This window comes from Colwellia sp. SU-HH01217 (genome assembly GCF_057543495.1).
This window is the reverse complement of record NZ_BAAJLX010000001.1, coordinates 66,911-79,267: the sequence shown is the minus strand read 5'-3', so window position 1 is coordinate 79,267 and position 12,357 is coordinate 66,911. Positions and strand designations below refer to the sequence as shown.

Annotated in this window: 12 protein-coding genes; 8 read left to right on the top strand and 4 right to left on the bottom strand. The window is 36.4% G+C overall.

The genetic code is table 11. From position 1 onward, the window contains the following. The first annotated feature begins 34 nt into the window (after positions 1–34). Together AC27G3_RS00270 and AC27G3_RS00265 are read left to right on the top strand one after the other, a co-directional pair. A complete protein-coding gene (locus AC27G3_RS00270; RefSeq protein WP_487117818.1) occupies positions 35–433 on the top strand; it encodes a hypothetical protein in 399 nt (132 codons plus the stop codon). Between the two features lie 131 nt (positions 434–564). Next, complete coding sequence (locus AC27G3_RS00265) at positions 565–945, top strand: YacL family protein (RefSeq protein ID WP_487117817.1); 381 nt, start codon at positions 565–567, stop codon at positions 943–945. A gap of 77 nt (positions 946–1,022) precedes the next feature. Here the strand turns inward: AC27G3_RS00265 and AC27G3_RS00260 are convergent, their stop codons facing one another. Genes AC27G3_RS00260 through AC27G3_RS00250 form a run of 3 tightly spaced genes read right to left on the bottom strand, consistent with a single transcriptional unit; the run spans position 1,023 to position 4,098 of the window. Then, positions 1,023–2,168 carry an ABC transporter permease gene (locus AC27G3_RS00260; RefSeq protein WP_487117816.1) on the bottom strand — a complete coding sequence of 382 codons (1,146 nt, stop codon included), beginning with the start codon at positions 2,166–2,168 and terminating at the stop codon, positions 1,023–1,025. Further along, a complete protein-coding gene (locus AC27G3_RS00255; protein WP_487117815.1) occupies positions 2,168–3,157 on the bottom strand; it encodes an ABC transporter ATP-binding protein in 990 nt (329 codons plus the stop codon). Before AC27G3_RS00255 ends, AC27G3_RS00260 begins: the two co-directional genes overlap by 1 nt. Next, entirely contained in the window at positions 3,154–4,098 is a 945-nt protein-coding gene (locus AC27G3_RS00250) for an HlyD family secretion protein (protein ID WP_487117814.1), read from the bottom strand. Before AC27G3_RS00250 ends, AC27G3_RS00255 begins: the two co-directional genes overlap by 4 nt. A gap of 326 nt (positions 4,099–4,424) precedes the next feature. Here AC27G3_RS00250 and AC27G3_RS00245 point away from each other — a divergent pair, with 326 nt between their 5' ends. Then, positions 4,425–4,649: a DUF6500 family protein gene (locus tag AC27G3_RS00245; protein ID WP_487117813.1), complete on the top strand. Its 225-nt coding sequence runs from the start codon at positions 4,425–4,427 to the stop codon at positions 4,647–4,649. Positions 4,650–4,704: 55 nt separating this feature from the next. Here the strand turns inward: AC27G3_RS00245 and AC27G3_RS00240 are convergent, their stop codons facing one another. Continuing rightward, positions 4,705–5,547, bottom strand: a complete 843-nt coding sequence (locus tag AC27G3_RS00240; RefSeq protein WP_487117812.1) for an HDOD domain-containing protein — start codon at positions 5,545–5,547, stop codon at positions 4,705–4,707. A 183-nt stretch (positions 5,548–5,730) separates the two neighbouring features. Here AC27G3_RS00240 and AC27G3_RS00235 point away from each other — a divergent pair, with 183 nt between their 5' ends. The 5 genes from AC27G3_RS00235 to AC27G3_RS00215 all read left to right on the top strand — a co-directional run bounded on the left by AC27G3_RS00235 (position 5,731) and on the right by AC27G3_RS00215 (position 12,319). Next, positions 5,731–8,253, top strand: coding sequence for a marine proteobacterial sortase target protein (locus AC27G3_RS00235; RefSeq protein WP_487117811.1), 2,523 nt, complete (start codon positions 5,731–5,733; stop codon positions 8,251–8,253). Next, entirely contained in the window at positions 8,235–8,867 is a 633-nt protein-coding gene (locus AC27G3_RS00230) for a class GN sortase (RefSeq protein ID WP_487117810.1), read from the top strand. Before AC27G3_RS00235 ends, AC27G3_RS00230 begins: the two co-directional genes overlap by 19 nt. 36 nt (positions 8,868–8,903) lie before the next feature. Further along, positions 8,904–9,128, top strand: coding sequence for a glutaredoxin family protein (locus AC27G3_RS00225; RefSeq protein ID WP_487117809.1), 225 nt, complete (start codon positions 8,904–8,906; stop codon positions 9,126–9,128). Positions 9,129–9,248: 120 nt separating this feature from the next. After that, positions 9,249–11,153 carry a tetratricopeptide repeat-containing diguanylate cyclase gene (locus tag AC27G3_RS00220; RefSeq protein ID WP_487117808.1) on the top strand — a complete coding sequence of 635 codons (1,905 nt, stop codon included), beginning with the start codon at positions 9,249–9,251 and terminating at the stop codon, positions 11,151–11,153. Positions 11,154–11,173: 20 nt separating this feature from the next. Further along, on the top strand, positions 11,174–12,319 hold the full coding sequence (locus AC27G3_RS00215) for a hypothetical protein (protein WP_487117807.1): 1,146 nt from the start codon (positions 11,174–11,176) through the stop codon (positions 12,317–12,319). The last annotated feature ends 38 nt before the right edge of the window (positions 12,320–12,357 follow it).

Genomic DNA, 12,357 nt, shown 5'->3' with positions numbered 1-12,357 from the left:
ACTATCGAATGGTTATTATTTGGGAAGTAAAATCATGCAACAGTTTGCTCCACACGGAAAATGCAAGCTATCTATAGAAGGCTCTATTCTTATTGCCGATGTGGAAGGGCCATGGAATATTGAGTTTGTGCATTTATTGCATGAACAACTATTAGATAAAACTAAAGAGCTCAACGTTAACAATTATGGCGTTTTACTCATTCCTCGAGGAGAGGCTTTGGCTTCTCAAGAAGCTATAGAATGTCATAAAAACTTTCTTAAACAAGTAAATGCTAAGGCCGTAGCCATCAATTTAACCGATACGTTGGCGCCGAGCATAAGCAAGAATATGTACGAAAAACTCTACCAATCGGTTAATTTAACTGCTGATTTTTTCGACGATAATGTATCTGCTAAGAAGTGGTTAGCTCAGCAATTAACACCAAATGAATAGAAAGCCCCATTTCGCATGCTATCGATAGGTTAATCTTTCACTTTTTTGCTACAATCAAAGTGTGCTCTAAATAGTTGATGAGTCACTAAGGTAGTTAAGTCTCTCCTTCAGTATAAAGATACGGAGTTCCTATGGAATACGAATTTATTAATGATCCTATAACAGGTGTAGCTAAAGCTAATTTTTCACTTGAACATGAAATCATGGGTCCATGGTTAGAGGTTGAACTCGGTGAGAATACAGCTAAGCTCACGCAAATTTTAACTGCGCTTAACGATGTTAGTAAAAATCGACAGCATGAAGTGTTAATAACTGGTCATGAATATAGTGTCGAAATATCTCATTCAGATGTTGTTGTTAAAAATAATGCTGGTATTAATGGTACAGCGACTGATATTCCACAAGAGTTATCAGAGGAGTTTGAAAACTTTGATCAAAACAATGAAGCCTGCTGTGGCACAGAAGACTTTAAAGCATTGTTAATGTCGTGGGCACGCTTTACTAATAAATAGTAATAAATAGCAATAAATAGTAATAAATGTTCATGACTCCTCAACCGAGAAGAACTTAGCTGCAATAAGGTAATTTATTAATCGAGGGTTTTCTTAAATCGTATTGCGGCAACTAATAAGCCAATAACTGTAAAGGCAATTAGCCAAATCATATCAAACGTCATTTCAACCACAGCGACATCTCTTAATACTACGCCGCGAATTAAACGAATAAAGTGTGTGGCAGGTAACGCTTCTGAAATATATTGTGCTTCAATAGGCATTCCTTCATAAGGAAACATAAAACCAGATAATAATATAGACGGTAGTAAAATAAACACCGTCATTTGCATAGATTGAAGCTGGCTTTTTGCGATAGTGGAAATAACTAAACCAAGAACTAAACTAGCACAGATGAACAAAAAGGTAGCGAGGGCTAATTGAGTTAACCCACCATTAATAGGTACATTAAAGAGTAAATGGCCCAGACCTAAGATAATAAACACCTGTATAGCGCCAATAAATATATAAGGAATTATCTTTCCCAACATAAGCTCTATTGGAACAAGTGGTGTGGTGATTAACATTTCCATATTACCACGTTCTTCTTCTCGTACTATAGCTGCAGAGGTAAACATGATCATTGTCATGGTTAAAATTACACCAACGAGTCCGGGCACAATATTAACCACGCTGCGCTGTTCAGGGTTATATAAAAGTGTCACTTCAAATGTTGGTGTACTGCGATTAGCTGGTTTATCGAGTAGTTCAGTTAACGGCATGCTGCGAAGGCTTTTAATACTGCTGGCAATAACGGTGTCTGAACCATCTACTAGCCACTGCGCAATAGGACGAGAAGTTTCTTGATCACTAGACGGTGGTAGGCCAAAGCCTACGCTGGGGTGGCGAACTAAACGTTGACTAACATCTTTAGGGATAATAAAAACAGCCTTGACTTCTGCTTTATCTATTGCCGCTTGCGCGGCTTTAATTGAGTGGTATTGATGCGTAAATTTGACGATACTTGTCGCTTCAACCGTTTGAGTTAATACACGACTTAATCCTGTTTGACTATGATCAATAATGCCAACAGGAATATCACGTACATTGGTATTAATGGCATAAGCAAAAAGCAGTAATTGAATAAACGGGATCATGATCACCATACCAAAGGTCATTTTGTCTCGTTTAAGCTGTAATAGCTCTTTAAAAACGATAGCTTGAATTCTTCGGAGCGACTGCATCAAGTGTTTCCTTTTACCAAGTTTGAGCCAGTACAAGTGACAAAAACATCTTCTAGACTAGGTCTAACTAACGACAACTCATCATTGGCAGGTATGATATTCAGCTGCTTTAAAAAATGAATAGGATCATCAATACGCTTTTTAACGAGCACTCGTAAATGTGCTCCTAATTGCGCTGCAGTGACAATTTCGGGGAATTGTATTAACTGTTGTTTTAATTGACGTAAATTATTAGACGCTATCTCAACCACATGTGATGACATGTCATTCATCAGAGTGGAAGGAGAGCCATCAGCTCGTTTAATTCCGTTTTCTAGAATGGCGAGTTTATGGCAACGCTCAGCTTCGTCCATGTAATGTGTGGAAACTAAAATAGTGGTGCCTTGATCGCATAAATCAAATAATTGCTCCCAAAATTCACGTCTATTTTCGGGGTCAACCGCTGAAGTGGGTTCATCTAAAAATAATAATTTAGGTTTATGCATAACCGCTGCAGCGAGTGCTAACCGTTGTTTCTGACCGCCGCTCATACTACCTGAAAGTTGGTTTGACAAAGCATTTAGTTGATAGGTACTGATTAATTCTTCAATACGATTTTTTTGTTCTTTAGGTGTTAAACCAAAAATTTTTCCAATAAATTGTAAGTTCTCTTTGACTGTTAAGTCTTCGTATAACGAAAATTTTTGTGTCATGTAGCCGATTTGTAATCGCAATTGATTGGCATCGTTAGGTAGCGACAAGCCTAGAACATTGACACTGCCAGACGTAGGTTTAAGTAAACCAGTAAATAAACGAATAGCGGTAGTTTTACCCGAACCATTAGGGCCTAAAAAGCCATAAATCGTTTGTTTCTCAACTTGAAGACTTAGCGAATTTACTGCGGTTAAATCACCAAATTTTCGCGTTAAATTGACCGCAGATATCGCCAAATCACCATTGTCATCAATACTATTATTTATGATGGGATTTCTGATAGTTTTAATGCTCATGGCATTTGCACTTGTGCAGGAATACCTATAGGTAAATTGTTAGCAATATCAGGTAGTTGTATTTCTGCTAAATACATTAAATTACTTCGCTCTGCTTGGTTTAACGCATAGTAAGGACTAAATGCAGGCTCTGAGGATACCCAACGAACTTGTCCTTGAATCGACTCAGTTAAGCCATCAATGTTAACGGTGAGTTGATCACCGACGTTAATCATTACCCGATAAGGCTCTGGAATATAGACCCTAGCAAATGGCGCTTTGCCTGCTAAGATAATTGCCACAGGAGAGCCTGCTGTGACGCGTTCGCCAAGGTTCCAAGGTAAATTATCGAGTATACCGTCGCGTTTTGCTGTGATGGTTAAATCTTGTAAATGCTTTTCTTCGCTCGCTAATAGTGCAACAGAGGTGGCTAAAATAGCTTCTGCAATGCGTAAGTCTTCAATGCGGGCACCATTGGTAAGTTGTAATAATTGCTCTTTAGCACTATTGAGTTTAGCGGTATTTTCATCTCGGGCAGCTATTGCGCTATCAAGGGTTGCTTGGCTTGCTAAATCTTTCGCAATAAGCATTTTTGCCCGTTGATAATTTGTTTCACTTTTAATTAAAGCGGCCTTTGCGCCTTCTACTGCGGCAGACGCTGCTGCAATTTCTTCTTCTCTTGCGCCATTGTGTACCTTTTCAAGGTTTGCTTTTGCTTGCAACATTTGAGCATGCGCTTTAGCAACCAAAGCATTTTGTAAGGTATCATCTAATTGAACTAACACTTGTCCTTTGGTTACCTGACTACCCGCTTGAACGGGGATCTGGGTGATAACTTCGCTTACGGTAGCTGTATGAGCAATTCTATCTCGTTCTAACGTGCCTAAAGCAATACCTTGATCATTGTTATTACAGGCAAATAAAATAAAGGAGAGTACGGAAACAGAAATAAACTTGACCATGATGTTGTATCTTTTAAATTAAAGAGTTATTCATTAGTCTAAGTGTTTTTCTTAAAATGTAAAGCGTGTTATCTTTTGTAAGTTGTTGATTTTAATAAGGGGTCTAAATAAGTTTACTTTTAAAAGAAACTAATTTTATTAAAAGTGTGTGAGGCATAAAAAGTATCGCTCAATTAATTATCAATACTTTATTTATTAATTGTTGATTGAAACTTTTAATGGGCTAATAGCAACTTCCTAAGGTTGTTTTCTATAGTTTTGTAGACTAGGTTATGACCTTTAAATTTCACTGAAAGATAAGAAAAAAACTGGAAAGGGTATATAACATGCGAACGAGCTTACAAGCAAAAATTATTGAGGTGTGTGAGAAAAAAATTCTCGCCAAAGGAGAAAATGTCGGTTTATCGTTTTACGCGTTTTTTGCTAATAAAAACGATGATCCTCAATTGTTAATGGAAGCGGCGCATTGGTGGATTATTACCCATGAATTAGATCATTTCGAAAAAGCGGTAAAAATTAAGAAAATGGTTGAATCATTAAGTACAAAATAAGATTAATTGGCAGGGATCTGTCAAACTGTTGAAAGTAAGTTTTAGGCTAAAATGCTTAAATTAATTGTTCACTAACATCTTCAATAATATCTTGAACATCTTCTTCGTCTAAGTCGAGAGCAGTTAACACCGATTCATTGAGGTACGCCCAGTCACTATTTGCCCTAAAATGCTTATGTTGATGAACAATGTATTCACTAAGCTTTAAGATAGCAAAACAAAGCTGGCTTTCAGAGCCATCGAGCCGATATAAAAAATCACGGTCGTGATGGCGGAGAATTAACTGGCACATATCTTTAGGTAAACGCCATGAAGAAGCTACATAAAAGCCAATAGTGGCATGATTAACCTGATATTGAATCTCTTCAATCTCAGGTAAGGTTTTGCTAGGGGTATTTATAGCAGTTTCGAGTGTGTCTTGATAATTTTTATACTTCATTGCCATTACGGGTATGCCACAATCGTGAAATAGCCCTAAGGTGAATAGTTTTTCACTCGACAAGTTATGCTTAATATTTTTACCTATATACACTGCTGTGTTAGCAATATTGCTGGCATTTTGCCAAAAATCATTTAATTCAATACTACAAGTATCTTGTTTGAAGCTTTGTTTAATTAAACTACTGGTTACTAATGTATTGATACCATTTAGTCCAATATACCGTACGGACTTTTTGATATCACAAATAGTTCTCGCTAAACCGTATAGTGGCGAATTAATGGTTTTTAAAATTGTGGCACTTACTGCTAGGTCTTGCGAAATTGTGTCTGCAATAGCATTAAGGTTAATATCTTTTTCAGACATTAACTTTTGCAGTTTTATTAATAGGTCTGGTTGCGCGGGAACAGAAAACCCACGACCTATATCATTTAATACTTCATCATTAACTTCTAGCATTTATAAATAATAAGTAATGTGCTGATAAAAACAACGACTTTAGTGCGTTTCTTGTCATTATTTTTTTACCCATTATTCATCCGCCGCCTTATTTGGTCATAATTGATCATCAAAAAGGCTTTATTCACTTATTAATAAACCATTGTTGCTTGGCAATCTAAGGTTTTTAATAAGGAGGTAAAGATGAACAATAAAACGAGAATAAAGCGAACAGTTACTTTAATAAGTTTGCTTCTTTGTGGTTTTGCGATCACGAGTGTATCAGAGGTTGTTAAAGTGCCTCAGTCAACAGGGATTAAAGGTGTTAAACAGACTGCTCATGCTCTTGATATTGATAAACAACTCCCTTCTTCTTTAGAAGCGCTTGATTATTTACCTGCAAATTCAAACGGTGATGCTAATCCAGCACCAACCAGGCAGTTAAAGTCACAATCGACTATTCAAGATACAACTACTTCAGTACAGACTGATAAACAATTGTTGTCAGAGATTCCTTTTAATGAGGTTAAAACAGGCAGTTTATTTTTTAAAAATAATCAGGGCTACTATGCGCAATTGTCCCAAAAAAGTGATTTTAATGTGGAAGTTAATGGCTTATTAGCGCGAGTTAAACTTAGCCAAACTTTTACTAATAATAGTAATGAGACTTTAGAAGCGATTTATGTTTTTCCATTAAATAAAAGTGCTGCGGTTGATGGCATGATAATGCAAATAGGCGAACGAAAAATTGTTGGAGCAATTAAAGAAAAAACACACGCCAGAAAAGTTTATCAACAGGCAAAAAAACAAGGAAAAAAAGCTAGCTTAGTTTCCCAGCAGCGACCAAATATGTTCACTACTAAAGTCACTAATATTGCTCCCCACGAAAGTATTACCGTTTCGTTAAGCTATTTGCAGTCGGTTAGTTTTTCTGATGATGAATTTTCATTACGATTACCTTTAACCATTACTCCAAGATTTATTCCACAACCGACAAATTTGGCTGAGGCCAAACAACTTAATAACAAGCGCAACGACAACGAGCAGACAGGTATAGATAACTCGCCAGCCATTAAAGTGAACCAGTCGCATGGTTGGGCATTGAATAATGAGCGGGTGCCAGATGCAAATGAAATAACGCCTTACCAAACTCGCCATTCTCGTGGTCAACAAACGACAATAACGGTAAACATTAACAGTAAATTAGCTTTAGCAAATATCAAAAGTGGCTATCATCGTATTAACAAAAGTGTTTTTTCCATAAAAGATAATATGAAGGGTAATCTAGGAAATACACATCACCCGTCTGTTGTGCATTCAAGACAAGTGACGTTAAAAAACAATGCTGTGTTACTCGATCGTGACTTTGTGCTGCATTGGCAGTTAGCAGAAGGGGAGTCACCAAAAGCGGCATTTTTTTCTGACCAAGATAGTACTCATGAGTATGGCCTATTGATGGTAATGCCACCGAAAGGTGCTTTAGGTGAGGTGATCGCTAAAGAGGTCGTTTACATTATTGATACATCAGGCTCTATGGGCGGTCGAGCAATAGAGCAAGCAAAAGCGGCATTATCAACGGCAATAGACTTACTTAACGAGCATGACCGTTTTAATATTATTGAATTTAATGATAAAACGAGTCGGTTATTTGCCGCTAGCCGCCCAGTCACTAGACATTATCGTGAACAAGCAAAACAGTGGATAAGCCAACTACAAGCTGGTGGTGGCACACAAATGCTCCCTGCATTGCAATTAGCTTTAACAAATCATTCGCAAAAGCGTGAAACACAACTCATTGATGATCAAACCAAGGCTATGCCTCACCATAAACAAATTATTTTTATCACTGATGGCGCGGTTGGTAATGAAGATGAACTATTTACTTTAATCGAAAACCAAGTAAAAAATAGTCGATTGCATACCGTAGGTATTGGCTCTGCACCTAATGGGTATTTTATGAATCAAGCGGCGGAAAGTGGGCGAGGGACATATCGCTATATTGGTAAAATAAACGAAGTACAAGAACAAATGCAGTACTTATTTGATGAAATAAGTCGGCCATTAATGACTAACATTGCCATTGAGTGGCCCAACGAACAGGTGGAAAGTTTTCCAAATAAGATCCCCGATTTGTACGCAGGACAACCATTAGTCATTAGTGCCAAATGGCCAAAAAACTCTAGCAATCAATCGTTACAAGAGAATCAAATAACACTAACAGGGCAGTTAGCCTCTATACAGTGGCAACAAAGTATTGTTTTACCGGTTAAGGTATCAAAAGATCAACTCTCTAGTAACGGAGTTGGCACTTGGTGGGCGCGGCAAAAAATTAAGTATTTAAATAATTTATATCGTAAAAGCTCAGGAAATCTACAAGAGCAATTAAAACAACAAATTACAGACTTAGCCTTACATCACAGTGTGTTGTCAAAATTTACCAGTTTTGTGGCGGTAGAAGAAAAAATTACCCGTCCAGCAACGCAAGGTATAAAAAGCCAAGGCATTGCTAATGTTATGCCTCATGGCTCTACACAATCAATTCCGCTGGCGAACACCGCATTAGGTTTATTAACTTATCTGTATGTCGGCGCGATTATGTTGATGATTGCACTATTTCTAGCTTTATTATCCCTTCCACAGTGGTTAGTACTGCAAAGGCGCTTAAAAAAGAAGGTTTCGCCAAGTAGCGCACAAGATATGGTAAATAAATGCAAAACTCATATCTAAAATTATCTTTACTAAAGCGAGTTGCCATTGGTTGTTGTTTGTTGGTCAGCCTCGTGTGCTTTGCACACATTGGCTACTTAGCGTGTAAAAGCTATTTAGCACAAGTTCTGTTGGATCGTGCTTGGACTAAAACACAAACTCAAGCTGGCGAAAATTTTAGACTTAATATCAAGCCTTGGCCGTGGGCAGATGTTTACCCTGTAGCTAAACTTAGTATAGAACGTTTAAACTTGTCTTATTTAGTATTAAATAACGATTCAGGACAAGCGTTAGCGTTTGGTCCAGGGTTAAGCGGTATTGCTAATGAGTTAACTTTTGATATTAATAAAACCCAAATTGTCTCCGGCCACAGAGATAGCCATTTTCAATTTTTATCTCAATTGATTGTTGGAGATAAGTTATCTGTAGAAACAGTGTCAGGGCAGGTCACACAATATGTTATTGAGCAATTTTCAGTGATTGATAGTCGAGTAACAGAACTTTATTTACCCAATGAAATATCAGATAATACAGAAAGCTCAATAGCAGGCCTTGTTTTACTGACATGTTACCCGTTTAATAGTGCACTAACTTCTACTCCTTATCGTTTTGTAGTTGAAGCACATAAAGTTTGATGAGCTGTTTGATTGATTATTTAAGAGTAACTACACATGAAAAAAGTCGTTTTATATACCATGAATAAATGCCCACATTGTCAAACAGCTAAGAGTTACCTTGATAAACAAGGTATTACTTATCGCTTATGTAATGTGCAAACACCCAAAGGACAAAAAGAGTTTGCAAAATTGCGTTTACGCGGTGTTCCGGTTTTAAAAATAGGTGATCAAATTTTAAATGGCTTTTCAGTTAAGCAATTTAATGCCCTTTATGGTTAAAAAGGCCAACAAGTAATAAGATTAATTTATAACCAAATACGCTATTAAATCGATAAACCTTTATGTTAAGCTCTAAATAGTCCATTTTATTATGGTTTTAATTGTTGTCATGGAAGTTAAATGCCTAAAATTATACCTTTCTTTATTTTATTCATTTCAGTAATCAGCTTTGCTAGCTTTTCCAATGACGCTAAAGTCAATAAACTTACCGCATTAATTGAAGAGATTAACCTAGAGCCCTGGGAGAGTTATCAAAAGTTAATTCAATTAGAGCCAACCATTGAATCTCAAAGCGTTGAGAATAAGCTTTGGTTTTTAGTGCGAAAAGCACAAGCTGAAAACTTACTTTATTTTTATAGTGACTTTGATATTACCGTTAGTAAAGCGTCAAAGTTATTATCTTCTGAAACACCCGTTGAATTATTTACTCGCTTTAAGTTCTATCAAGGTGTTGTCACTCAAAGAAAAAGCCAATATAAAAAAGCCATTGTAATCTTTCAAGACGCTATGGAAGTAGCCAAGAAGGAAGGTTTAAATCATTTATATGTCGAAATTAAACAGGAGATGGCTTATACCAAAAGTCTTTACGAAAGCTTTGCGATATCTTTAGCCGATCTTCAAGAAGCATATATTGACGCCTTTTCGATGCAAGATGATTTACTTGTGGGAATTATTAATGAAAATTACGGTGCGATATATGGGTTTATGGGGGAATATGAAAAATCTACAGAGTACTATAAAAAAGCAATCGCGATATATACTCGTTTAGGTTATCGCGCTCATATTGCTGAAGCAACTTATGGTTTAGCTATTACCTATAGATATTGGCAGAAATATGATTTGGCTATCAGTATTTTCGAAAAATATAGCGAGTTGATTAATTATACTCCGAATCAAGATATTACATTTTTTGCTGCCTACGGCTTAGGTATGACACTCGCTGAAAAAGGTGATTGTAATCAAGCAATAACGATAATAGATCACGCATTAACGTTACAAGGTGATATTGATTACAATGCGGAATTATATAAGCGTAAAGCACAATGCTTATTGTCACAAAATAAACTACAAGAAGCGCAAAAATCACTTGAAATGGCGAAGGGTATTTTTGCCTCACTACCAGAATTAACAGGAACTAGGTGGCAACTTGAAGTAATAAAAATTGAAGCAGAAATTGCCGCTGAAATGGGAGATATTGAAAAGGCTTATCAATTTTCAACTGATTATTATCAGCAATATAATCAATTAGTTAAAACCAGTTTTTCTGAAAAACTTGCAGGTTTAAGAGTTTCTTCAGAGCTTGAACAAAAAAATATTGAAATCGCATTTTTACAACAGCGCTCGCAGGTGCAAAAGCTTGAAGTTGAAAAAGAGCGCCAACGCAATAAAAATCAGCAATATTTAATACTCTTTGTCATCTTTATTGTTATTGTGGTGTTGGCAATAGTGATGTTTCAGCGTCGTAGCCACAATAAAATTTATGCGTTATCGATTAAAGATTCACTTTCTAACTTATATAATCGTCGTTATATTTTTGAATTACTTACCGAGCGATTAGATAAAAACATAAGCTATCAACCACAAATGTCGATTATTCTCTTCGATATTGATAATTTTAAAGCGATTAACGACCAATATGGTCATCCTTTTGGTGATTATGTTATTAAAAAAATTGCTGAAATTGGTCTAAGTACCCTAAGAAGTGAAGACGTAATGGGGCGTATCGGCGGAGAAGAGTTTTTATGTATTCTATCTCGCCTAGACACTAAACAGTGTTTACGCATTGCCAATCGGTTATTAAAAAATATTGAACAATATGATTTTGCATTTAATGGTGCCGATGGTTTAATTAATGTCACTGTTACAGTCAGTATTGGTGCATCGCATACCGATAATATTGACACGCAAAATAGTGATTTAGTTAATAGCGAGGCTTTATATAGCCAAGCAGATCAGGCTTTATATCATGCCAAGAGCATAGGAAAAAATAGTGTTGTTGAATACAGCGAAATAGCCCCTAAGTAAATGCTTACTTCTTACTTTTTATGAAGCAAAATATTGCCAGGCAAACATTAACTTTATTACAGCATTATATTTATGCGATAGGCTTTAAACCTGTCGTGCATTTTGAGTTGGAAGGCTGTTATGTTTTTCCTGCCAATACTAACCATCAAAAATTAGATTTTTCAGCAGTTAATACTATTTTTTCGGCTTTAAATATAGCGGGTGAACTTATACCTGAGTATTGGAAAAATCAATGGGAATACGTCTCTAAATTTAATGGTCAGTCTCCGGTGGAAGAGGCAGATAATCTTGCGAAAGTTATTAAAAATCTGCCCGCAATATTTGCTCTGCAGGGAGTTTCAGAAACGTTAATAAAACCTGTTGTTTGGTCTGGAGATAGAGGTAAACTTGCTAGTAATTGTGAAAATGTATTTACTGCTGATAGCAGGTCGGTGCATATTCCCAACGCAGTACAAGTTAATGTGAGTGTGCTAAATAGCAATAAAGAAAATTTAGTGGCTAACACAGAGTTTGGTCAATATTTACAGCAATCATTTATCAAGCGAAGTTTAGCTTGTTGTCTTTTATATTTGCCTGAAGAAGAGGCTTTTGAACGTTTGGCGTTAAAAACTCGCTTTGGCTTAGCGCAAGAGTTATGTTCGCCTGTAAATATTTCAGGAGGACATCAAGGTAGCATCGCTTTATATAAAGAGGTCGGCAAACATAATCAAGCGATGGGAGTTAAACCCTTGTTAGTTGATAAATATAACAAGGTTTTAGCTAGCGAATCTCATTGGCAAGAGACCGCGAGAGTAGAGCACAGGTTAGGGGCATCAAGTGTGCTCTATTGTCCTTATACTAATTTAGTTTTTACTTTACTTAATGTTATTGACGCCTTGCATTCCTTTAAAAGTAATCAGCCATTAGGTGAGATTTTACCAGATGTATTACTACCGACATCATTAAAAAGTGACGAGCATTCAGAAGGGGCTATTACGATTTTTGAACGCGATGATTGGTTTAATCAACGGATAAATGAGATTCAACAGACTTTTATCAATGAGCTTGATATTACTGTTGCAGATAAAAAAATGCTTCGAGAATTCCCCAAAAACCTTGGCGATGTGTTAAAAAAGAGTATTCTTGATAAATATCAGCAGTGTCATGAAATTATTCTTACTCAATAGCTTTCATGTTAACAAGTGAAATAAATTTGCTAAACCAT

Coding starts and splice junctions, on each gene's coding strand:
- AC27G3_RS00255 (WP_487117815.1), bottom strand. CDS start 3,157: ATGAGCATTAAAACTATCAGAAATCCCATCATAAATAATAGTATTGAT.
- AC27G3_RS00270 (WP_487117818.1), top strand. CDS start 35: ATGCAACAGTTTGCTCCACACGGAAAATGCAAGCTATCTATAGAAGGC.
- AC27G3_RS00225 (WP_487117809.1), top strand. CDS start 8,904: ATGAAAAAAGTCGTTTTATATACCATGAATAAATGCCCACATTGTCAA.
- AC27G3_RS00245 (WP_487117813.1), top strand. CDS start 4,425: ATGCGAACGAGCTTACAAGCAAAAATTATTGAGGTGTGTGAGAAAAAA.
- AC27G3_RS00250 (WP_487117814.1), bottom strand. CDS start 4,098: ATGGTCAAGTTTATTTCTGTTTCCGTACTCTCCTTTATTTTATTTGCC.
- AC27G3_RS00260 (WP_487117816.1), bottom strand. CDS start 2,168: ATGCAGTCGCTCCGAAGAATTCAAGCTATCGTTTTTAAAGAGCTATTA.
- AC27G3_RS00220 (WP_487117808.1), top strand. CDS start 9,249: ATGCCTAAAATTATACCTTTCTTTATTTTATTCATTTCAGTAATCAGC.
- AC27G3_RS00240 (WP_487117812.1), bottom strand. CDS start 5,547: ATGCTAGAAGTTAATGATGAAGTATTAAATGATATAGGTCGTGGGTTT.
- AC27G3_RS00235 (WP_487117811.1), top strand. CDS start 5,731: ATGAACAATAAAACGAGAATAAAGCGAACAGTTACTTTAATAAGTTTG.
- AC27G3_RS00215 (WP_487117807.1), top strand. CDS start 11,174: ATGAAGCAAAATATTGCCAGGCAAACATTAACTTTATTACAGCATTAT.
- AC27G3_RS00265 (WP_487117817.1), top strand. CDS start 565: ATGGAATACGAATTTATTAATGATCCTATAACAGGTGTAGCTAAAGCT.
- AC27G3_RS00230 (WP_487117810.1), top strand. CDS start 8,235: ATGCAAAACTCATATCTAAAATTATCTTTACTAAAGCGAGTTGCCATT.